Origin of the sequence: Gimesia sp. (assembly GCF_040219335.1) — a bacterium.
Classification (GTDB): Bacteria; Planctomycetota; Planctomycetia; order Planctomycetales; family Planctomycetaceae; genus Gimesia.
The window spans coordinates 40,907-62,903 of sequence record NZ_JAVJSQ010000028.1 but is presented as its reverse complement, the minus strand read 5'-3'; the positions used below and the strand labels follow the sequence as shown (position 1 = coordinate 62,903).

Here is a 21,997-nt window from a genome sequence, read left to right as displayed (position 1 = left end):
CTCTCCTAAAAATCGAGCCGGGCATCGAACAGCTTCTGCCGATCACCGCGATCACGGAAATCGTCGAGCATTGCTTTCATATCGGGACGCAGGAAGTCATTAAACTGGGTCTTGTTATCGACGTGGACTTCCAGTCGTTTGTCGAAATCGACCAGTTCCGGATTGAGCCAGAGTGAATAGGACTTACCCCCCGATTTCACATAGATCACGTTGCCCAGCTTAATACTGACTCCCAGCGTGACCGGACGGGCACGGATTCGGCCATTGCCGACGTACTCAGGCCCCTGCATGATATGGCGGGGGAACTTATCGGTGCGGACCCAGTAATACCGATTGTCCAGCGGACGGAGAATTTTGGCTTCGATCTCTTTGGGATATTTCACGCGCTGATGAAGTTCCATCCAGTCAAACAGCCGGTGGATTTCTTCATAATAATGCTCATACCCGCGGCCCTTATACTCTGCGTAAATCACATCGTGTCCGTTGCGCATCATCCGGTTGACCAGCAGTGAATTATGCTCCAGTGTATCGCGGTCGAGCTCACCTCCTACAATATACCAGGCCAGGTCACTGGCGTTCTGCCAGTAATGCAGGTTGAACGCGCTGCTTTTCCCCGCGATCGGAATCACGCCCGCAAAGAGTCCCGGATGCGACATGCCGATATCAAAGGCAGCATCAGCGCCTGTCCCATGCCCGGCCAGAAAGACACGGTCGGAATCTACATTGAAGCGTTTGCGGGCATCGCGAATGGACTGAATCACAGCATAATGGGCTGTCGCATTATCAGTATATCGGTCTCGTCCTTCCTGCAGATAATCGGGGGCAATCACGATATATCCACGGCGTTGTGACTGTCCCGGTCCATCTTTATACTTCCCCCACCAGTGCAACTCCATCTCCGGTTTGGCACCTGCGGTCGGTAACGCCACTATCATCGGGTACGTATGATGCGGATTGTATTCCAGCGGCAGCAACACAGTATAAGACACGGGGAGCTCCGCTCCAGGATCTGTCACCTGAATCGGAAACGCAGTTTCTGTATTTCTGATGGGGGCATCGAGGATCGGAGGCAGCAGAGGAATCATCTGCTTGACCACCGCCGTCGAAACACCTTCCAGCTTCGAAAGTGTTTCGATCATGTTGACATCCAGCTGCTCATCTTCATTGCGCAGGTATTCCAGTACATGCGCCCGGGCCGTCCAGAGGTTGAGAGCCGTATCCAGATCGGTCACCACGTTGGCTGCACCGACGATCCAGCCGGAATAGGCCAGCGCGAGTTTTTCACGCGACGAGAGAGAATCATCACTCTCCAGGTTCAGGAACGCTCCCAGGCGATCGATCGATTCATAATTCAACTGGCTCATTACTTCGCGTCGACAGGCCTGCAGCAGAGATTTGTTTTTGACCTCTTCAATTTCTGCTTCGAGTTCCCCCAGGCGGAACAGTGCTTTCTCAATCCGTTCGCTGCGTTTTGCGTAATCCGATTCCACCTCGCGGATCTGGCGGAGAATTGACTGGTCGACATTATTCGTGGGGAATTTGGCGATCGCGGTCTGTGCCAGTTGATGCTGCCCTGCCTTGCGGCGCTGTTCCAACTCATTCAATAACTGCTGGCCGTGCAGCGTCCGCAGTTCAGTGACGAAACCTGCAATCTTCTCCTTGTACTCAGGGAAGTTTTGCTCGATGTAATCAAACTCTTTACCGGCCGGCAGATAGAGGCCAGCCTGGATGTAGAAGCGGGCGATTGCGATCCGATCATTGGGCTCCAGCGGATCGATGTTCTTTTTCAGCATGGCATCCAGGATCTCTTCCTTGACAGAAGTCGTCCGCATCCCCAGGTTCCACTGCTGTTTGAGCCCGGTAATCTTCAGGTAGTGCGGCGTGATCTCGGTCACTCCCTGTAACAAAGGCATCAACCCTTTGCTGGTTCGGAGAGTGACTTTCCGCCGCCCGAACTCATCGAAGTCGGTCACATCCTCATAATTGCCGACGACCTTCAGCATCTGTCCCCGTCCGGTCACCCGTTGAGGCAGTTCGAATGTTTCATACCGCGAAAGATCCTGATCGTTGTTAAGCCGCTGCATCTCACGTCGGGACACAAAATAACGGACGACTCCATCATCGACCATAATGATTGGATACCCCTCCAGTTTTCGCTTGGGGATCGCAACTTCGGTATCGCCGTACTCCAGACGGGATGCCAGGGCGTCGGTCAGCCCCAGGATGGGCACAATGTCACCGCGGAGAATCGTGCCGTGCTTGACTTCCACTTCCCCGGCTCGCGTCGGGAGTGCGTAAAGCAGGGCGAAAATCAGGCACAGGCAGCCTGCTGCAAGAATGCAAGGTGACCAACGTGTCGTCACATTATTTTGAGACGACAACAGTCCGGATTGAGGAAATAATCGTACAGTCATACTGATTTCATCGACACTCTGACCGCCGGAATTTGAGAATTTAAAAAGCCTGTTCCTTTCCTACGTTACCAGAAACCGTTTATTGGCTAAAAAGTCCGTCTCCCTGGAGTTTTTCACGGATTCGAGAGCCAGATTTCCCACGGATCAGCCTTCAGAATACCATCTTTTCAGAGGCGATCCCAGACTCTCATCGTATTTCAGTAGAACAGACTCTACGCACCAGGTCTGCATATGCACAAAAACCAAGTATCTGTCGCTGTTTAGGTCGAAGACGAAGAATCATGTCGACACAAGCAGCATAATCGACGCAACCCGCAGAACTGGCACCTTATACGCTGGGCTTACCAGGTACATTCCCCGCTGGTCAGCATTTTGTATGCTTCAAAATACTTCTCGCGCGTCTTTTCGACAATCTGATCGGGCAGCACAGGTGGAGTGCTGTTCTTGTCCCAGTCGGTCGTCTCCAGCCAGTCGCGAACAAATTGCTTATCGAGCGAAGGCTGTGCGCCACCCGGCTGGTAGGTCTCCGCAGGCCAGAAACGGGAGCTGTCGGGAGTCAGAACTTCATCAATCAGAATCGGTGTTCCGTCCAGCAGACCGAACTCAAACTTGGTATCGGCCAGGATGATGCCACGTTCCCGGGCATATTCAGAACCCTGCTGATAAATCTGGATACTCTTCTCCCGCAGACTGTCAGCCAGTTCCTGACCGATGGCCTGACTCATCACTTCAAATGAAACGTTTTCATCATGGCCGGACTCCGCTTTGGTAGCCGGCGTAAACAGGGGCTCGGGTAATTGATCACTCTGTTTGAGACCCGCTGGCAAATCAATACCACATACGGCTCCAGTCGCCTGATAGTCTTTCCACCCAGATCCGGATAGATAGCCGCGGACGACACATTCAAAGGGAACCACTTCGGTCTTCCGAACCACCATACAACGGCCCCGCAGCGCTTCGAGATCAGCATCAGCAGGGAGCGGCAGATCGGCTGGATCCATGCTCAACAGATGGTTCGGAATTGTGGAGAATCGTTCAAACCAGAACCGACTGATCTGGGTCAACACCCGCCCCTTGTCGGGAATTCCCGGTGAGAGAATCCAGTCGAAGGCACTGATTCGATCGGTGGCCACAAACAGCAGCCGATCGCCAAAATCATATACATCGCGGACTTTTCCCCGTTTAACGGGAATGCCGGTGAGTGAACTTTCGGTAAACGCGGAGGATGTCATGTTTCGTGACCACATTCATGAAAAACGGATGAATCGAGACACTGGAAGTTTAGCGAGAACCAGCAGGCTAAACAATTGAGTGCTGTTCATAACCGCTAAATCCCTGCTAATTCGAGTGATCGTCAGTTTCCTGCCAGCCGCCGGCCCCAACCAGCCCAATGTACATACATACGAGTCTACACTTGCCACCAGTGCTGCAAACGCGATAATGGGAGAAGTAGTTTGAAGTTAACTTCTTAATTCGAAAATCAGAGAATGATTGTGACCCGTTCTTATGGGCAACTTGCGCTTTCTAATTGCACCTACTCAAGTACCTGAAGACTGGTCTGATCTTCACCGCGCTTATCTGAATGCTGTCGACGGACGTGTGTTTCCGACACGGATTGAGGTGGATGGAAATGTTCTCACTTTCCGCCGCCAGACCTCGCAAAGTTGCAAACTGAATATCGTCTGGCACGTCACAGACTTTGGCCGCCCGATCGTGCGGACCGCATCCCTTGCAGAGCGCGAAGAGCCCTACGTGCTCTCACTGGAACTGGCCCGTGGAAAAATTTCCACGCTCAAAGACCAGTTAAGCAACTGGCAGATTGCCGGTCTGGTCATTCCCCAGGCACTCATTAAGCTGCACGACGAAGCCTTCCATGCATTTTCCCAGGCGGCCGTCATCCAGGATCAACTGGAACGCTGTTCGGAACTCGCCGACCTGGCCCTGCAGAAAGCGCATGCCGCTGCTGAAATGCTGGTCCAGCTTTATGCACGACAGCGACTGACGATTCTGCACCAGCGGGCACAGTCACTAAAACTGCCCGTTTCTCTGGGCTGTAACCTGGGAACCCTGATTCCTGACAGTTCCGAACGGGCTCAGATCTGCCAGGCCTTTGATGCCGTCAATGTGGATCTGGTGAACTGGAAAAACATCGAACTCTATGAAGGTGACCAGAACTGGGACCTGTGCGATCAGCAGGTTGACTGGTGCGAAAAAAACAATCTGCTGATTCGCGGAGGCTGCCTGCTCGATTTCGCCCCAGAGGGACTCCCCGACTGGCTCGAGTCCTGGAAGCTGGATATGGTCAACTTCCAGAGCATCGTTTCCCATTTCATTGAGACCGCGATCACCCGGTATACGGGCAGTATTCGAAACTGGACGCTGGTTTCTGCCATGAACACCGGCGGTGTCTTCGGACTCAATGAAGAGACCCGTCTCACTCTCACCGCCCGCGCCATCGAAGTTGCTAAACAGACGGATGACTCCATCCAGTGTTTCATCAGAGTGGAACAGCCTTGGGGAGATTACCTTTCCAAGGGGCAGCACCAGCTCTCTCCCATGCAGTTCGTCGATGCCATCGACAGACTGGGAGTCGGGCTTTCCGGAATCGATCTGGAACTGAGCATCGGTTATTTCCCGAACGGCTCGCATCATCATGACATGCTGGATATGTCGAAACTGATCGACAAATGGAGCATGCTGAATCTGCCGCTGCACCTGACCCTGGGTTTCCCCAGTGACGATACGGTCGTCAACGAACGGAACAAAAGCATCTCGCGGGTCCAAACCAGCCAGTGGAAAACCGGCTGGAGTGAAGCAGCCCAGGCCGAGTGGATCGAGCTTTATCTCCCCCTGCTACTGGCTAAACCAGCGGTAACCGGTGTTTACTGGTCACAGTTCCGTGACCAGGATGCCTGCCGATTTCCCCACTCGGGTCTGGTCAACGAAGACGGCAAAGCCAAGCCAGCCCTGGACACGGTCACGAAGTATCATCGCCAATACTGGCGCGCCTGATTTCAAACAGGTTCTACCACATTGCACAGCGGCTCTCTGTCGAAAATTCCATGTCAGACTGTTATCATGCAGGTGCGTGACTGAAGTTTTGCATTCCAGTCTGATTCGTATTCCGACTGGCTTCATCGCGCCCTAACGAACCAGCCCCGGTTCGCCCCTCAGACTTCATCAAGGAATCAACATGGCTACCGATAGCAACGTACCTGAAGTTGGCAAGCGTGCTCCTGCTTTTACTCTCCCCGCTTATCCGGAAGGCAAAGTCCGCCTGAGCGAATTCAAAGGGGAAAAGAACGTACTGCTGTACTTCTACCCCAAAGACAATACCCCCGGCTGCACCACTGAATCCTGTGACTTCCGGGATCGGGTTATTACCTTCAAGAAAAATGACACCGTCATTCTGGGTATCAGCCCCGACTCGGTAAAGTCTCACGAAAAATTCGCGACCAAGTTCGAACTGCCTTTCACCTTGCTCGCAGACGAAGACCATGCCATCGCTGAAAAGTATGGTGTGTGGGTAGAAAAGAGCATGTACGGCAAGAAGTACATGGGGATCCAGCGTGCGACTTTCCTGATCAACAAGGAAGGCAAAATTGCCGCAGCCTGGCCCAAGGTGAAAGTCAACGGACACGCCGAAGAGGTCGCCCAGGCATTAAAAGAGCTTGACTGATCAAGCGGCCTGAGGACCTCGTCTCAACTCCCTCGAACAACGCTGGCTGGCTGACGCAGTTCCCGCTTCGGGTGCCTGCTAGCCGGCCATGCGGCGTTGTTCGCTCGGAAACTGGATGAAGGGTCCGACAGGTCCCTGCTGGCTGCCATCCCACTGATGAGCATTGACTGCTTCCAGTACTCGCTCTGCAACCTGCATTGCTTCCAGAGCCTGGGTTCCCCCTACCAGGGGCGCTGTATTATTACGAATCGATTCCACAAAGCTGCTCAGCTCTGCAGTCAGAGCATCTGCCGAAGAAACTTCAGGATTCTCCACTTTCAGAAACGTTCCGAAGACTTCCTGTTTCAATGCTTCCAGGTTTACGCCTGCTTTCCGGGCTCGCTCCAGCGGAGGAGTGCCGTACAACAGAGTTTCTGAAGGCCGAAAGGAATTCACTTCCCGGCTGGTGAAGTCAACGGTTACACATCCGGAAACACCCCAGAGTTGCATGGTCCGTTTCGCCACCGGGCAGATCCGGCTGGCAGTCAGGTCGGCAATACATCCATTCTGGAATCGCAGACGCGCCTGAACGGCGTCTTCATGCTCGCCCATCACTGAGATTCCAAACGCTTCCACGCTTTGCAGCGGGGACTGGACGACGGACAGTACCAGGTCAATATCATGAATCAACAGATCGTGAATCACACCGATATCGGTTGAACGGAAGGTGTAAGGGCTGACGCGTTCGCTGCGAATAAAGCGTGGCTGCGGACAGCGCTGGAAAGCAGCCTGGGTGGCAGGATTGAACCGCTCGACATGTCCAATCTGCAGCAGAGTCTGATTGGCTTCCGCAATCTGCACCAGCTCTTCTGCTTCAGCCAGATTACAGGCGATTGGCTTTTCGACCAGTACGGGAATCTGCTGTGAAAGAAATTCACCGGCGATCGCCAGATGGGCATGAGTCGGTACGGCCAGAGAAACCGCGTCCACGGAATCAAATAGCTCACGGTAATTTGCCACCCAGCGGGTGCCGTGCTGCTCGGCAATGGCCTGTCCCTGATCAGGATTGGTGTCGGCAACTGCACACAGATTGACCCCTTCCATGCCAGCTAAAATCCGGGCGTGATGCCGCCCTAAAGCTCCGACCCCGACGACGGCCACGTTCAATGAACTCATGCTGCTCTCCGTGTTGAATCTTGACTGTTTTCTTCAGGAACGTATTTGGCGCTGCGGGCGGCTGCTTCTCGTCCTCGTCCCGCTTTACTCCCCTGAATTCCTTCAAAATGATTAAACAGAGTCTGCAATGCCATCGGCATTACACCCTCCAGTTCCTGACTGAAAATTTCGCGGACTTCGTCCAGTTTTTTATTCTTGCGATAGAACAGACGGTACGCTTTGCGGATGACTGCAATTGAGCTCTCCGAAATACCCGCACGCTGCATGCCAACCAGGTTGACAAACCGCACGCGAAAATCATCGGAGCCCGTGCAGATCATAAAGGGAGGCACGTCGATCGTGGCCCGGGCACCGCCGCTGACGAAGGCCAGCGTTCCTACGGTACAGAACTGATGGACGACCGTGTTTCCGGAAACAATCGCCCGGTCGTGCACATGCACATGTCCGCCCAGCAGCACGCCGTTGACGAGTGTCACATCATCAAAGATCCGGCAGTTGTGAGCGACATGAGAATTACACAGGAATGTATTTCGATTGCCAATGCGTGTGCAGTGGTCTTCTTTTTCGGCGCCCCGATGAATCGTGCATCCTTCTCGAAACAGATTGTCGTCACCGATGATCAATCGGGTGGGAGCACCATGATAGCCGGCATCCTGTGGCTCGCTGCCAATGACTGATGTCGGGAAAAAACGATTTCGTTCGCCAATTGTAGTATGTCCCGTGATGGAAACATGACTGTCCAGTACAGTCCCATTCCCAATTTTGACATCCGGTCCCACAAAACAGAATGGGCCGATTGTCACATCCTCTCCAATTTCTGCCTGGGGATCGACGTGGGAGAGATTTGAGATACTTGTCGCCATGTGTGTTGACGTCCTAAAAAGTCTGCAGTCAGTGACATACCAGAGTGTGATGGAATAGCTGTCCAGCAGCTGAATCAATACTTTTTAAGCAACCTTCCAGGCTGTTTCGGATTCCGTGGATTGATGCGTTAACCTGATCTGCCGGATCAGCTCTCGATTTAGAGAATGCCCCGACTGATTTGCGCTGAAATAACCGTGCAGGTCACAGCCCAGCAGAGCAAAATCTCCCAGGCAATCCAGCATTTTGTGGCGGACACATTCGTCGAGTGTCCTTAATTCGTTATCAACGGGACCATCCGGCCCCAGAACCAGGAGATCGGCGGCACTCAACCGCTGACCGTAGCCCAGCTCACGCATGGCTGCGACTTCTTCTTCCAGCACAAACGTACGGGAAAAAGCCAACTGGTTCACCCAGACCTCCGGATTGATTTCCAGAGTCAGACACTGAGGCTCAACCGGCGAGTCTGCGCCATAGTTCAGATAGTAGCCAATCGCCATGACAGACCGATTTAAAGGACGAGCCTGAATAAAGCTGCCCGCCTCATTGTCCACGGTCACTGGCTGCTGAATCGAAATCACTTTCCGGGGGAATGGCTGTTCTACGATTCCCGCTTCCAGAAACTCCTCTGACAGCTCCAGCGCGGAACCATCAAAACAGGGAGCCTCGGGAGCATTGATCTCGATGCGGCAATTATCGATCTGCAATCCTGCCAGAGCGGCCATGACATGCTCGATCATTTCGACAGAAGCGTCTTCGAATTCAATCGCAGTCCGCCGCTGCCGAAAGACGGCATTCTCAATCAAAGCCGGGATTGGTTTGGATCCACTCAGATCCGTCCGGACAAACTGGATTCCATGATTTTCCGGTGCGGGGAAAAAGCGAATTTTCACATCAGAGTTTGTGAAGATCCCGACTCCGCGACACTGTACTGATCTGGCCAGCGTTCTCTGTTGGCGAGTTCGCATGGGCTGCTCCTTCAAAAAGAAAGATGATCCTGGTGCACTGAAACAACCACAAAAAGGATGCAGGCAGATTCAGACCTGCGCTGCATCCGTTTGAGGAGTGCATGAGAACCCTTCTCTACTACTGCCGGGTGTTACCGGGAGTCGGACGAGTAGCAGAACCACCGGCAGCTCCTGCCTGGCTCTTGTAGTTGCGGTTCAGGTAGTCCAGCACGGACAGAGTGATGTCATCGTCAGCACGGTGAAATACCACCTGGCGATTCATACCCTGGATCAGTTTCTTGGGATCATCGGTGTCGAGGCTTTCGCGATTAAACCGCATGATCAGAGTGTAGTTGTAGATCTTTGCGTACTTCTGAACCGTTTCAGTCACTTCCATGTAAATGGTGTGATAGATCCGGGATTCTTTCCGCAAAAAATCACGCTGTGCTACTTTACGGAATGCTTCGAAGTCGGAAGCGGCCTGGGCCAGCTGCTTTTCGCGAGCCAGGTACTCAGGGCTGCCCTGTTTGAAATCCTGCATCTCTTTCTGAACAGCCTGAATCTGCTCTGCCATGGCTTTCGCTTTGGCATCGCTCTGCTGAATTTCAGTTTTGAGCTCTTCACGCAGGGCGGTGAATTTCTCGTAGTTCTTGAACACGTGAGCCATGTCGATCAGGCCCACTTTGTGTACCACAGAAGAGGTCTTGCTGGGAGCATTGTTTTGTGCAGATGCTGTTTCGGTGAAACAGGCAAAGCAACCAACAATGGCAAGAACTGTAGCAGATGTCATTAATTTTTTCACGACCGAAGCACTCCTTTGCAGAATGGACCACTGTCCGTAGTGGCAATCAAACGAAAATAGATTTTCTGAATCAGGCCCGATTCCGTCTCACGTTTTCAGGAGACCTTCACGGAACCCGTACATCATGGAAATGTAAGTTTAACTATCGCGTTCAGTGGAAAACATCTCATATTTTTCCGACTGCCCGCATCGAGAGAACGGTAATTTTGCATAGTTTTAAAATCAGGTCAATACGAAAAAATCCGCTTTCACGCTCAATTTACAAACCGATTTCGGGTTTTTCGTCGCAGGTCCCTGCGCAGTTCCAGTCACTCGGTTTTTGGTCTTGCCTTGATATGGCGTTTGAATTATCACACGCACCTCTTTCAATTCTCAAATTCAACCTTTCCCCGATATGAATCGCCCCCGATTCGTATTTCCCAAACAATTCTGGTTGTCCTCAAACACTCGCGACAACTCACCTTATACCTTTCAAATGGGCTGTAAAAAAGTCAGCACGGAGGCTTATTCCATGTGTCCGTTAGACCGCTGGATCCTGACACCTATATTAATGACAGGGCTGTTCCTCAGCCTGGCTGACGATGTTTTTGCGAAAAAACGGACCTTTCCCTACGAAGCGGTCGTCAATGCAGACGAAGCCCTGGTTCGCAGCGGCAATGGACGTCGCTATTATCCGACGCTCAAACTCAAACGGGGCAACCGCGTCACCGTACACCGCCACGATCCGGGTGGGTGGTTTATGATCGCCCCTCCCCAGGGAAGTTTCAGCTGGGTTCGTGCAGAACATGTACAGAAACTCAATGGCAATCGGGGACGCGTGACAGAAAATGGCGTCGTCGTCCGGGTGGGAAGTGCCTTTGATGAATCGCGGGAAGTCGAGCAGATCCGACTCTCAAAAAATGATGAAATCACCATTCTGGACAGCAAAAATGTTCAAACGGAATTTGGTAATGTGCTGATGTATCGCATCAAACCTCCCGTTGGCGAATGGCGCTGGGTTGAAGGACACCTGTTGCTCCCTACAGATGAATATCAGCCTGGCAAAAGTGCCCCGGCAATGATTGATTCGCCGATCGCTCAGAATGACGCTGACCCCTTCAGCCAGGGTATGCCCGAGATTAAGACGCCAGCTGCTCCAAATCAGGAACAGATTCGAACTCCCACCGATGGCTCTGCCCGGCGGAGTGTTCCTCAAGTTGACGAAATCGCTGCCGCCAAGGACGCGATCAAAACCATCGACACTCAGTTCCGGGCGATGATTGAAGCCGAACCGACGAGCTGGGATCTGGATGGCCTGGAGCAGGACTATAAAACTCTGCAGCAGGAAATCAAACTTCCGGCGATCGCCAGTAAGATCGATCTCCGCATCGATGCCGTCAATCGCTATCGCAAAGTCAAAGAAGAGTACAAGGACTTCCTGAAGCTGGCAGAAGAAACCAGCAAACGGGATGCAGAACTGGTCTCGATGGCTCCGGACCAGAACAAAACGAATCGCTATCCCTCACCGGAAGTTCCTGTGGGAGAGAACGGACTGCTCCCCCCCACTCCCGAACCTGCTGATTCCATGATTCCCGGGCAGCCTGCTGCTCCCACTCAACCAGTCATCCCGAGCCAGCCGGCTCCACCACTGCCACAACCGAGTGCACCAACACCAACTGTTCCCCAGCCTCAGATGCAGCAGCCTTCTCAGCCTGCTCAACCTCAGTTCTCAGGAGCGGGGATCGTACGACGTCTGTCCAATATCAGCCGTGGCATGCCGACACATGCTCTGGTTGCCCCGGATGGACGCTTTCTGGCCTATCTGCAGCCGGTCTCTCCTCAGATCAATCTGGACGCCGTCCAGGGTCGGGCAATCGGCGTGACTGGCAAACGCTGGTTCCGAAATGATTTACGCGGGGAATACATTCTCGTCGAATCGATGACTCCTGTTCGCCTGCAGGCAACTCCGGTTCCCGGGCGGTAACGTCCCCCCTACAGATAATAATCTGATAAACAAAAACGCCCGCTGGAGCTCTGAGCCAGCGGGCGTTTTCCATTTCAGATTGAGATCGAATCAGCAGTTTAGACCATCTCTTCGGCACCAGCGGCCTTCGCGACATCTTCTTCGCTGACTTCTTGAGGTGCCTGTGGAGAATCCTTGAACAACAGGAAGAACAGGACCATGATCACCAGCGCTGCCACGGTCGGAATGATCCAGAACTCTTTCCAGTTCTGCAGTTTGGCTGCCCCTTCGCCGGTCACAATCGTATTGATCAGGTTTCCGCTGATCAGTGCCCCCAGCAACATCCCAACTCCCTGAGTCGCGAATACCAGAAAGCCCTGGGCCTGGGCACGAATTGAGGGTCCCGCTTTCTGATCGACATAGATCTGCCCTGTCACGAAGAAGAAGTCGTAACAGATACCGTGCAGCAGAATCCCGATGACAATCATCCAGACAACACCATCAGTTGCTCCAGCAGCAAACAGGCCATAACGGACAACCCAGGCGAACATACCGAACAGCAGCATGCGTTTGACTCCCAGGGATTTGAAGAAGAAGGGCATCAGCACCATGAACAACACTTCGGACATCTGACCGAAGGACATCTTAAATGCAGGGTTCGCTATTCCGGCATCGGCGACAAACACCGGTGCGTAAGCGTAATAAGCTGCCAGGGGAATACAGATCAGCAGTGAGCTGACCATGAAGACCAGAAAAGATCGATCTTTCAGCAGTGCCAGCGAATCCAGTCCGAGAATATCCCGAATTGAAATTTCCTTACCTTTAGACGGTGGCGGAGTGTGTGGCAGGGTCAGACTGTAAATCCCCATCAGCACTGCAGCTCCACCAGCCACGAACAGCGGTTTGGGAGTCATGTCAGCTTGCATGAATTTACTGACCACAACGTTAGCGACAATCCAGCCCAGGGTCCCAAACACACGGACCAGCGGGAACCAGACTTCCTGATTCTTGAGATGCGAAAAAGCAATCGTATTGGTCAGCCCCAGGGTTGGCATGTAACACAGCATGTGTAACAGCAGTAACAGGATGAAGGTTTTGCTCCCTTCCCCATCAGGTCCTACAACGTGCGGAGCGTAATAGAGTGCCGCACCACCGATGACCATCAGCACGGCCAGGACGCGTTCAGAAGAGAAAAAGCGGTCTGCCACCATACCCAGGATAAAAGGTGAGACGATCGCCGCGATCGGCCCTACAGTGTAAGCCCAGTAAATCGCATCCCCCATTCCGTTGGCTCCCATGTAGTTACCAACGGTTACATACCAGGCTCCCCAGACGAAGAACTCCAGGAACATCATAATTGAGAGACGAATACCAATGCTGAGTGGCGATTGTTGTGAGGACATACTCGTTAAACCCTTCTCCTGCTCTGTTGCTAAATACCGTATTTGTCGGATCTTTGATCGGTACGATCATGTCCCGAATGACCTTAACAGGCAAGTATAAAGGGATTCAGTCCCGGGAATTTCTCCTGAATGCATCACTGCTGTGCTCTGACTGAAACGTATCCCGGGGATTCAATCAGTCGCTGCATGCCAACCAAGCCAGGCTTCTTCTCGTTGAATTACTCCTGACACGATGCAATCTAATCAACTGCCTGACAAGCCCCCAAGGCGGCATTATCCCCGGCAGATTAGCAAAGTATTTCCATATCAGACTGCGATATATGGACTTACAGAATTTATATGCAAAAGAAACACACTTATTCACACTTTTCATATTACCTATATTTACAATGGGCGTAAAATCGATACAATCCGTTTAATCCGAATAATCACTACAATCGGAACAGGCGGAACTCACTCTCACCTCACTCTCAAGAAACTGTCACCACTTTCTGAGAGGTCTATTATGAAACTGTTAACGAACTTCTGGTGCGATGAAGCCGGTCTGGTCATGTCAGCCGAGCTGGTCATGCTGGGAACGGTCGGAGTCATCGGTGCCACTGTCGGCCTGAGCGCTGCTTCCACCGCCATTAATGATGAACTGGTTGAATTCAGCCACGCGATTCGCAGCCTGGATCAGAGCTATGAAGTCCAGGGGCACACCAGTTGCCGTGCCTGGACTGCTGGATCATCCTATCGGCAGCAGGACGTCGAGAAGTCACTGGCTGATCTGTGTGGCCAGGTTGAAAAAGGCAATCGCGCTGTCGAGAAAAAACGTGAGTTGAAACGCAAAGCGCCACCCACATCCAAAGAGCTTCGCAAAAAAATGGAAGCTAAAAAGCGGAAACAACAGCAGAAGAAAAACGAAGCCTGATCTGTCAGCTTCATAAGTTCCTGCTAACCCCATAATGCAACAGGCCCGCTCTGATTCGATTTCAGAGCGGGCCTGTTTTTGATTTCAGTTTCGCTGGCAGCTTACTGCTGACGATTCCACTCATCCACCTGCTGCAATACTTTGATTACGGCTTTCAATGGATCAAGTGCTTCTGCTTCGAACCTTCTGGAAATCCGCGGATTCTGTGGTGGTGAATAGGAACAGCTGAAGAGAAATTCGTCCGGGCGGACACCAGGTTCAAGGCGATAATCGCGAATGCCCAGTTCGTTCAACTTCTGAACCGCGGCACTCCAGGTCGCCGGATCCCGTCTGAGCATCAGTTCGGCTCGCTGCCGGAACTGGGGATCCACTTCGCGAACTGGTTCCTGGGCTGCAGCCTGTTGAATGGCGGATGGCTGCTGCGGTGTGTCAAATGGATTGGCAGTATTCGCCTGGCTTTCAAACTGCTGAAGTTCCTGCCCCAGTGCATTCTCAACACCTGGTGCGAACTCCGACTGACCATCAAAGCCGGCCTGTTGTATCGGATTCGGCTCACGGTTGTCCTGCATCTGTGCTTCACCAGGAAACTCAGCCGGAGGATTCAACCCTGCCATCTCCTGACCGGGCTCACCTTTCTGTGCAGATGGTTCCAACTCCCAGCCATCAAGGGCCCCTGCAGGTGGCAGCCACTCATCATCGCGTCGACTTCGCTTGGGAGACTGTGATGCTGTATTACCAAACGGATTCTGTGCGGACCGACCATTGCCTGCGGCACCGTTCAAACTAGCTTCTCCACCCAGATCGATTTCGTGGGAAGAAGAGTCGAAAGAGATTTCCTCAAAGGGAGACTGCGTTGAATCTTCCTGGTTGAAGAGGTCGTTTTCACTGAGGGCAGACTTTTTCACAGGAGCGATTTCCGGAATCCCGAAGATGGCCAGCATCGGTACTGCCACCAATGGGATTAACACAAGAATCGTCGAAAAAAAGTCATTTGTTTTGGAGCGCATTTGCGTTTCTCCTCCATGTTCGCAATCACGCTATCGGATCAGATCCGATCGGAACAATGGGAACACTCCTTGTTCTCAATGTGTCTGGTTAACAGAAACCTTCCTGTTTAACCACAATTAATCTAATCAGAAATTCGCCTTCGCTGTGGGGCCCGGTTGTTCAACTGACTTCTGAATTCCTGAGGCAGATCGGCATTTTTTGAAATGTATCCAGTCAGTTTCAAGGTCGCGAATCATACAGAATCACCTGAATCCCAACAATTGAAGTTTCTGAAATTCTGTTGAATTCGACAAATCTTCAATGAATCATCTATCTTGCGCCCCCCTGCCGGCTGTTAAAATAGGACACCCTTTAACTTCAGGCAGAATAAAAAGGTCACAAACTTAGGTAGCAACGAGTCAATCTAAAGAATCTGTCTTGACAATTTATCAAAAAACCAAGAGAACACGTGATCTGATTTATTACGGTCTGGGCATCGGTTCGATTATTTATACAGTGTCGAGAGAGTTTTGAATGTTCAAACCTCTGCTCGACATCGAACCTAAACACCGTATCATTTCATATGAGGGAAACTCAGTCAGACGTTTCCGTACTGCAGAGTGATCTATATAATTCTTACTGGTTTTGAGACCGTTCCTCCGCCAATGTGCTCATTCGGAATCAGTCCAAAACAAGTGGATTTCGACAAAGGGAGTCACGAAATTCAATGGTAAAACAATTCGCTTACCAAACGCGCATCGTTCTGGGTCGCCAGATGGGGAAAGTGGCAGCGTTCACTGGAGTTCTTGCTCTCGCCCTGACTGCCAGCCTCACTCAGGTAAATAACCTGCACGCTGAAACCCCAAGTTCGGGCCATGCTCTGGATCCGGCTATCCGCCTGGCGATGCAGAGCTATGAAACAACGGCTGACATTAAAGACTTTCAGGGGACCTTCATCAAACGTGAAAAAGTAGGACGCAGAATGCAGCCTACTCACACGATGCAGATCAAGTTTCGTGAAAAACCACTCAGTGTCTATCTGAACTTCCTTAATCCTCATGAAGGACGTGAAGTGATCTACTTCCATGGTCGCAATGGAAACCAGATCCTCGCACACGAGACCGGTATCAAAGGTCTGGTCGGTACCGTCTCTCTGCAGCCTAACAGCCCGCAGGCCATGGATGAAAGCCGCTACCCGATCACAACCATCGGCATTCGCAAAATGCTGTACCAGATTCTGAAACAATGGAATGAAGAACGGAAACAGGATGCTGGCGTTGCTGTTAAATACTTCCCGGATGCCAAACTGGGCAACATGCAATGTAAAGTTCTGCAGACCAGCTATCCTCAGCAGCGTCAGGGAATCCGCTTCCAGATGACGCGGCTCTACATCGACAAAGCAACCAACCTGCCCGTACGCGTCGAACAGTATGACTGGCCGACACGTCGCAATGCGAAACCGGAACTGGTCGAAGAATACACCTACACCAACATCCGCACCAACGTTGGTCTGACCGATGCAGACTTCGATCCGCAGAACCCGAATTACAACTTCTAACCTGCCCGTGATTCGACTCCATATAAATTAAGATCACTTAGTAATCACCCGCCGAAGACTCGTCTCGAGTCTTCGGCTTTTTTTATCGTTTCCTCTCCGCAAAACCCTGCCTTGTGACTCTTCACATTCTTTACGAACAAGTTGCAACTGCCTCTTTCGCATTGATATAATCAGATATCATTATACGTATTTTTATCTGATTGAATTCCGCTTTCTACTAAACGGTCAATCGATTGATTCTCTGCTTTCCTTTTTCAATCGGCCGGTCAGATAAACCTTCCATCTGTTTTCAACTTCATTAGCTACAACTAAGGAGCCCAACATGAGTGAAGCGCCCAAGGACATCTCATCACGTCGCGAATTTTTAAAGAATTCCAGTCGACTTGCTGCAGGGGCTTCTGTGCTGGCAGGCACGTCTATTCCACACGTACATGCTGCCGAAGATAACACAATTAAAATCGCCCTGGTTGGCTGTGGCGGACGTGGTACCGGAGCTGCCTCCAACGCGCTCTCCACCACCAGTGGTCCCATTAAACTCGTCGCGATGGCAGACGTCTTCGACCATCGCCTCAATACCAGCTACAACAGCCTGAAGAAAATCCACGGCGACAAAGTCGATGTTCCCGACAGCCAGAAATTCATCGGCTTTGATGGCTACGAGAAAGCAATCAGCTGTCTCGGTCCGGGAGATGTGGTACTGCTCGTCACCCCTCCCGCTTTCCGCTGGGTTCACTTCGGTTATGCCATCGAAAAAGGCATCAATGTCTTCATGGAAAAACCGATCACCGTCGACGGTCCCAGTACCCGCAAGATGCTTGAGCTTGGCAAAAAGTCTGTTGAGAAGAACCTCAAGGTTGGCGTCGGTCTGATGTGCCGGCACTGTAAAGCACGCCAGGAACTTTACGATCGCATCAAAGATGGTCAGATCGGAGATGTTCTCGAACTGCGGGCCTATCGTATGGCAGGTCTCACCGGTTCTGCTGCCACCGGCCCCCAGCCGCCTGACATGAAAAGCGAACTCTTATATCAGATCTCCCGCTTCCATGGATTCCTCTGGGCCAGCGGTGGTGGATACAGTGACTTCCTGATCCACAACATCGATGAAAGCTGCTGGATGAAAGATGCGTGGCCGATTCAAGCCGATGGATCGGGTGGACGCCATTACCGCGGCGATAACGTCGATCAAAACTTCGACAATTACAGCGTCGAATACACATTCGCCGATGGAACCAAGCTCTTCCTGCGCGGTCGTACGATTCCCGGCTGTCGCCAGAAGTTTGCCAGCTTTGCGCACGGCACCAAAGGACTGGCGGTTATCTCAACCTCAGCCCACCACCCGGCTAAACCTCGAATCTACAAAGGCTACAATGAGGACAGAGATAATCTTCTCTGGGAATTCCCACAGCCTGAGCCGAACCCGTATCAGATCGAATGGGACGATCTGATTACCGCCATTCGTGAGGATCAACCTTACAACGAAGTTCAGCGCGGTGCGGAAGCCAGCCTGGTTACCGCCATGGGTCGTATGGCTGCCCACACAGGGCAGATCGTTACCTACGATGAAATGTTGAACTGCAAACAGGAGTTCGCTCCCGATGTGGATAAACTGACCATGGACTCGCCCGCTCCGGTGATCGCTCGTGCCGATGGATCTTATCCCGTTCCACTGCCGGGTATCCTGAAGCACCGTGAGTATTAAGATTCACCGACGGCTACGGTCGTCTCTCAAGTGAATGATCAACAAGCGACCTCCGAACTGATTCCGGAGGTCGCTTTTTTTATTTCAAGTCATTCTGAAATACTCAACACGCTTCCTACCCCTGTCTCATCGACGTCCTTTCTCATTCAGCCTGCACAGGCTCACAACGCTACCAAACGGTCATCCTCACCCAAATATTTCTGGAGCGGGAAAATCACTCATATCAGCGTCAGACAGAAAAATTGACAAAATCAGGAGAATCAGACAATCAGTGATTGCCTTTTTGAATTGCGAACGGTAAATTCGGTTCCTAGTGGGTTTCCTGCCCAATTGATCTTTGATAACTAGTTGATTGCGGGTTATCCGCCCAGTACAATGTTGAAATCATTCAAGATTGTTGCAAATCGGGTTTAATCACCCCTGTTCCGTCAGGCTGACTATGAGCGGTGAAACTTTTATCACAGGAGAGATCAAACGGACGGTCGACGACCGTTTCCGGATTTCGCTCCCTGCTGATATGGCTCAAGCCGTGACTGACGATTCCGGGGAAACGATGCTCACCAAAGAGCGTGCTGGCTGCCTCAGTCTCTGGAAAGCCTCCGACTGGCAATCCAGACATGATCAGGGAGTTGACCTGATCAAACAGAAGATCCAGGCTCATCGCCTGGAGAATCGCTGGGATGAAGTGCAACGCCTGGGGCGACTGCTGTCGACCCGGAACCGCACGATTCAGTTGGCCAATCGTTCTCGCTGCACAATTCCGGAAGGATTTCGCGAGTTTCTGGGAGTCCAACCCAACCAGGAGGTCATGATTGTTGGCGCAGTGATCTGCGTTGAAATCTGGAATCTCTCGGCCTGGCAGAATCTGCTCGAACAGGACATGCCTGAATTCGGCACACTCTTCAAAGAGCTCTCTGGTTAATCCACAATCGATCTACGATACATATAGACCTTCAGCGTCTTTGACTACGGGAGAGGGAGCGACTCATTCAGTACCCCCATCACATCCGGTAAACCTAAAGTCTATTTCCATGGAAGGCTTTTTTGGCACGGATGCCGCTTTCTTCTCTTGAGTCAAATGCGTTTTCCCCATTCTCAATCTCAGGCAATTTTGAGAATGGGGATTTTTTACGCGCTAACCCAAACCGATGCGATCAGTTCCCCACCTGCCCGGCCAGCAGCTGCGCAAACTTTCGCCCCGTGACTGACAGGGGATATTCGCCCAATTCACTCACAGGCACCCACCGATATTCGGACGACTCCAGGGCTTCGTCCGCTTCGACCTCGGCGATAAAACACAACAGCCGAATCTTGTATCGCGTCACGCTGTGACGGATCTCCTGGGCAAATTGACGAATCGAAGCCGCCACGCCTGAGTGCTCGCGCACATACGCCTCCAACTGAGGAATCACAGACGCGTTCAACCCCTCCGGAATTTCTGCGATGTGGTTACCCACTTCCATTTCCTCATCGAACAGCAACTGCTCCCGGGTGGATTTCTTTCGGGGGGCAGCCGGATGCGGAGTACCATTCAGTTCTTGCAGAGTGAATCTTGGAAAATCCCAGAGCCCCGCCCAGCGTTCGCCTGCTGTCCGCTGCCGAATCAGAACATTCTGCCCGTCGAAGACCGCGATCGAAGCATCCGTCAGAGGAGTAATCACCGGCCGCGCTTTAGGAACCGGAATCTGCTGCTGTCGCTGAGTAAGAAACGCTTCACAACAGGCACTCACCGGACACTCGGCACACTGTGGATTCTGAGGCGTACAGATCAGACTCCCCAAATCCATCAACGCCTGGTTAAACGCTCCCGGTGCTTTGCGAGGCAGAATCAACTCTGCGAATTCCCACAACTGCTCCTGTCCGGATTTTGAGCGGGGATCTAATTCCAGACCGATTAATCGCGAATTCAGGCGGAGTGTATTCGCCTCTACAATCGGTGCCCGCTGATCATAGGCGAATGAACAGATGGCCCCAGCGGTATATCTGCCGATTCCAGGTAGCGCCTGCAGACCATCGACGTCTCGTGGAAAGACGCCTTCGAGTTCCTCTGCGATCACCCTGGCCGCTTTATGAATGTTCCGAGCTCGACTGTAGTAACCCAGCCCCTCCCAGTATTGCAGCACTTCACCCTCTTCGGCCACAGCCAGAGTCTGCACGTCGGGAAAGCGATCCATAAACTTTTCGAAATAGGGGATCACCGCAGCAACCACGGTCTGCTGCAACATGATCTCGCTGATCCAGACTTTGTAGGGATCTTCAATATTCCGCCAGGGAAGATCCCGCTGATGGACCGCATACCAGGCCTGCAGTCCACGTCGAAACCGCTGCCGTCGACCAGCGTCAAACAGATCACTTAACTCAGACATCACATCCCCAAACTGAAGCCGACCCTGCCGGCCCCGTCCGGAGCCTGCAGGAATTACTTGGGCGTTGCATACCGATGAGTGGGCACCGGTCGACCTGGGCGGAAACTCTGGGTCTGATTGAACTCCAGTTTCGCATTCAAAGCCCCAGCACACTGCTCCAGGACCTTCATGACCTGCTCGGTCAACGCGTCTGGATCGCAGGCCACGCGGGCGTTCACAATCAGATCGACTTCCTTGACCGTGCAGTCGGATGCCAGCGACAGCTTCGGTTCACTGTCGTTACTGACCAGGTTCGAGACACCAAAAAATCCTTCCCACAAACCGATCACTTTCAGGTGAGCGGTCTCTACCCCCTGTTCGCGGAATGAAGCCTGCAGTTGACTGATCACATCCAGCAACAGCTGATCCAGGGAGAATTCGGTCTCAGCTGAAACATGCACGCTGCTGTTCAACCAGCCCAGCTCTGCTTCACCTTCCGCATAGATATCATAATCAATGTCCAGAATTTTACCGCCGAAATCGCCTTCCTGTTCCAGAAATTCGATCAATCCTTCAAAGCCTGCCCCCGTCAGAGCGGATGTCCGCAGGACAGGTGTTCCGGGAAACTGTTCATTGACCAGCGCTGTCAGTTCTTCCACGGCCTCTCCAGATAATTCATCGATCCGATTGATGAGAATCAGATCTGCCTCTTCCAGCTGCTTCTTCAGAATATACGCCGCCTTCGGTGAGAATCCGGAACCCTGCTCATTTTTTAGAATTTTCAAACCATGACTGGGTTTCATCAGCACGGCATAAGGTTGGATTTTGAAATCTGCATCGTACAACTGCTTGATCGGCTGAATCACGGTGGCAACCAGATCGGTGCAACTGCCGACCGGCTCGGCCAGAATTACGTCAGGCCTCTGTTGTGAACCGAGTTCGCCAATGGTGTCCATCAGCGAATTAAAATGGCAGCAGAAACAGGCACCTGCAACTTCTCCGACATTCAGCCCCTGAGAACGCAGCGAGTTCGTATCAACCAGATCCGCCGCCTGATCATTGGTAACCACACCGACGTTCAATCCCTGATCCGTGTAATGCTTCGCCAGCCGTCCGAGAGTGGTGGTTTTTCCTGCACCTAAAAACCCACCCACCATGATAAATTTGATTTGATGCGACATCTTGGTTTCACCTGCCAATACGAGTATGCTGGATTTCAGACGAATTTCTGATTCAACCTGGTAACCTGATTTATGGATCAGAGCCCTGAAGATTGACACCATCATACTCTA

Annotated in this window: 17 protein-coding genes; 7 read left to right on the top strand and 10 right to left on the bottom strand. The window is 52.1% G+C overall.

What is annotated here, in order from left to right; genetic code table 11:
* Positions 1–5: 5 nt before the first annotated feature.
* Complete coding sequence (locus RID21_RS21330; RefSeq protein ID WP_350192388.1) at positions 6–2,414, bottom strand: hypothetical protein; 2,409 nt, start codon at positions 2,412–2,414, stop codon at positions 6–8.
* A 341-nt stretch (positions 2,415–2,755) separates the two neighbouring features.
* Positions 2,756–3,646, bottom strand: coding sequence for a phosphoribosylaminoimidazolesuccinocarboxamide synthase (locus RID21_RS21325; protein ID WP_350192386.1), 891 nt, complete (start codon positions 3,644–3,646; stop codon positions 2,756–2,758).
* Positions 3,647–3,920: 274 nt separating this feature from the next.
* Here RID21_RS21325 and RID21_RS21320 point away from each other — a divergent pair, with 274 nt between their 5' ends.
* Together RID21_RS21320 and bcp are read left to right on the top strand one after the other, a co-directional pair.
* On the top strand, positions 3,921–5,426 hold the full coding sequence (locus RID21_RS21320; protein WP_350192384.1) for an endo-1,4-beta-xylanase: 1,506 nt from the start codon (positions 3,921–3,923) through the stop codon (positions 5,424–5,426).
* A gap of 181 nt (positions 5,427–5,607) precedes the next feature.
* Complete coding sequence (bcp, locus tag RID21_RS21315; protein WP_350192382.1) at positions 5,608–6,093, top strand: thioredoxin-dependent thiol peroxidase; 486 nt, start codon at positions 5,608–5,610, stop codon at positions 6,091–6,093.
* Between the two features lie 78 nt (positions 6,094–6,171).
* Here bcp and RID21_RS21310 read toward each other — a convergent pair whose 3' ends face one another.
* From RID21_RS21310 to RID21_RS21295, 4 genes are all read right to left on the bottom strand, one after another.
* Positions 6,172–7,248 (bottom strand): Gfo/Idh/MocA family protein, encoded by a 1,077-nt coding sequence (locus tag RID21_RS21310; protein ID WP_145438771.1) that lies wholly within the window; start codon positions 7,246–7,248, stop codon positions 6,172–6,174.
* Complete coding sequence (lpxA, locus tag RID21_RS21305) at positions 7,245–8,111, bottom strand: acyl-ACP--UDP-N-acetylglucosamine O-acyltransferase (protein WP_149343062.1); 867 nt, start codon at positions 8,109–8,111, stop codon at positions 7,245–7,247. Before lpxA ends, RID21_RS21310 begins: the two co-directional genes overlap by 4 nt.
* An 84-nt stretch (positions 8,112–8,195) precedes the next feature.
* The gene (locus tag RID21_RS21300; protein ID WP_350192380.1) at positions 8,196–9,077 is read right to left on the bottom strand and encodes a UDP-3-O-acyl-N-acetylglucosamine deacetylase; all 882 of its coding nucleotides are present in this window, start codon (positions 9,075–9,077) and stop codon (positions 8,196–8,198) included.
* A gap of 118 nt (positions 9,078–9,195) precedes the next feature.
* On the bottom strand, positions 9,196–9,858 hold the full coding sequence (locus tag RID21_RS21295; RefSeq protein ID WP_350192378.1) for an OmpH/Skp family outer membrane protein: 663 nt from the start codon (positions 9,856–9,858) through the stop codon (positions 9,196–9,198).
* Positions 9,859–10,369: 511 nt separating this feature from the next.
* Between RID21_RS21295 and RID21_RS21290 the strand changes: the two genes are divergently transcribed.
* Positions 10,370–11,821, top strand: coding sequence for a hypothetical protein (locus tag RID21_RS21290; RefSeq protein ID WP_350192376.1), 1,452 nt, complete (start codon positions 10,370–10,372; stop codon positions 11,819–11,821).
* A gap of 98 nt (positions 11,822–11,919) precedes the next feature.
* Here the strand turns inward: RID21_RS21290 and RID21_RS21285 are convergent, their stop codons facing one another.
* On the bottom strand, positions 11,920–13,203 hold the full coding sequence (locus RID21_RS21285) for a nucleoside permease (protein WP_350192374.1): 1,284 nt from the start codon (positions 13,201–13,203) through the stop codon (positions 11,920–11,922).
* A 505-nt stretch (positions 13,204–13,708) separates the two neighbouring features.
* Here RID21_RS21285 and RID21_RS21280 point away from each other — a divergent pair.
* Complete coding sequence (locus tag RID21_RS21280; protein WP_350192372.1) at positions 13,709–14,116, top strand: hypothetical protein; 408 nt, start codon at positions 13,709–13,711, stop codon at positions 14,114–14,116.
* A 101-nt stretch (positions 14,117–14,217) separates the two neighbouring features.
* Here RID21_RS21280 and RID21_RS21275 read toward each other — a convergent pair whose 3' ends face one another.
* On the bottom strand, positions 14,218–15,123 hold the full coding sequence (locus RID21_RS21275) for a hypothetical protein (RefSeq protein ID WP_350192370.1): 906 nt from the start codon (positions 15,121–15,123) through the stop codon (positions 14,218–14,220).
* A 707-nt stretch (positions 15,124–15,830) separates the two neighbouring features.
* On the opposite strand from RID21_RS21275, the gene RID21_RS21270 reads away from it, so the two are divergent.
* The 3 genes from RID21_RS21270 to RID21_RS21260 all read left to right on the top strand — a co-directional run bounded on the left by RID21_RS21270 (position 15,831) and on the right by RID21_RS21260 (position 19,282).
* A complete protein-coding gene (locus RID21_RS21270; RefSeq protein ID WP_350192368.1) occupies positions 15,831–16,661 on the top strand; it encodes a DUF1571 domain-containing protein in 831 nt (276 codons plus the stop codon).
* A 322-nt stretch (positions 16,662–16,983) separates the two neighbouring features.
* Positions 16,984–18,360, top strand: a complete 1,377-nt coding sequence (locus tag RID21_RS21265) for a Gfo/Idh/MocA family protein (RefSeq protein ID WP_350192366.1) — start codon at positions 16,984–16,986, stop codon at positions 18,358–18,360.
* Between the two features lie 439 nt (positions 18,361–18,799).
* Positions 18,800–19,282, top strand: coding sequence for a division/cell wall cluster transcriptional repressor MraZ (locus RID21_RS21260; RefSeq protein WP_350192364.1), 483 nt, complete (start codon positions 18,800–18,802; stop codon positions 19,280–19,282).
* Positions 19,283–19,514: 232 nt separating this feature from the next.
* Here the strand turns inward: RID21_RS21260 and mutY are convergent, their stop codons facing one another.
* Positions 19,515–20,726, bottom strand: coding sequence for an A/G-specific adenine glycosylase (gene mutY / locus RID21_RS21255; RefSeq protein ID WP_350192362.1), 1,212 nt, complete (start codon positions 20,724–20,726; stop codon positions 19,515–19,517).
* A 53-nt stretch (positions 20,727–20,779) separates the two neighbouring features.
* The gene (locus RID21_RS21250; RefSeq protein WP_350192360.1) at positions 20,780–21,886 is read right to left on the bottom strand and encodes a GTP-binding protein; all 1,107 of its coding nucleotides are present in this window, start codon (positions 21,884–21,886) and stop codon (positions 20,780–20,782) included.
* Positions 21,887–21,997 lie beyond the last annotated feature (111 nt).

Bases quoted from the DNA above. Each gene is read 5' to 3' on its own strand.
- RID21_RS21330 (WP_350192388.1), bottom strand. From the start codon at position 2,414: ATGACTGTACGATTATTTCCTCAATCCGGACTGTTGTCGTCTCAAAAT.
- RID21_RS21300 (WP_350192380.1), bottom strand. From the start codon at position 9,077: ATGCGAACTCGCCAACAGAGAACGCTGGCCAGATCAGTACAGTGTCGC.
- RID21_RS21290 (WP_350192376.1), top strand. From the start codon at position 10,370: ATGTGTCCGTTAGACCGCTGGATCCTGACACCTATATTAATGACAGGG.
- RID21_RS21325 (WP_350192386.1), bottom strand. From the start codon at position 3,646: ATGACATCCTCCGCGTTTACCGAAAGTTCACTCACCGGCATTCCCGTT.
- bcp (WP_350192382.1), top strand. From the start codon at position 5,608: ATGGCTACCGATAGCAACGTACCTGAAGTTGGCAAGCGTGCTCCTGCT.
- lpxA (WP_149343062.1), bottom strand. From the start codon at position 8,111: ATGGCGACAAGTATCTCAAATCTCTCCCACGTCGATCCCCAGGCAGAA.
- RID21_RS21285 (WP_350192374.1), bottom strand. From the start codon at position 13,203: ATGTCCTCACAACAATCGCCACTCAGCATTGGTATTCGTCTCTCAATT.
- RID21_RS21310 (WP_145438771.1), bottom strand. From the start codon at position 7,248: ATGAGTTCATTGAACGTGGCCGTCGTCGGGGTCGGAGCTTTAGGGCGG.
- RID21_RS21260 (WP_350192364.1), top strand. From the start codon at position 18,800: ATGAGCGGTGAAACTTTTATCACAGGAGAGATCAAACGGACGGTCGAC.
- RID21_RS21270 (WP_350192368.1), top strand. From the start codon at position 15,831: ATGGTAAAACAATTCGCTTACCAAACGCGCATCGTTCTGGGTCGCCAG.
- RID21_RS21275 (WP_350192370.1), bottom strand. From the start codon at position 15,123: ATGCGCTCCAAAACAAATGACTTTTTTTCGACGATTCTTGTGTTAATC.
- RID21_RS21280 (WP_350192372.1), top strand. From the start codon at position 13,709: ATGAAACTGTTAACGAACTTCTGGTGCGATGAAGCCGGTCTGGTCATG.
- RID21_RS21265 (WP_350192366.1), top strand. From the start codon at position 16,984: ATGAGTGAAGCGCCCAAGGACATCTCATCACGTCGCGAATTTTTAAAG.
- RID21_RS21250 (WP_350192360.1), bottom strand. From the start codon at position 21,886: ATGTCGCATCAAATCAAATTTATCATGGTGGGTGGGTTTTTAGGTGCA.
- mutY (WP_350192362.1), bottom strand. From the start codon at position 20,726: ATGTCTGAGTTAAGTGATCTGTTTGACGCTGGTCGACGGCAGCGGTTT.
- RID21_RS21320 (WP_350192384.1), top strand. From the start codon at position 3,921: ATGGGCAACTTGCGCTTTCTAATTGCACCTACTCAAGTACCTGAAGAC.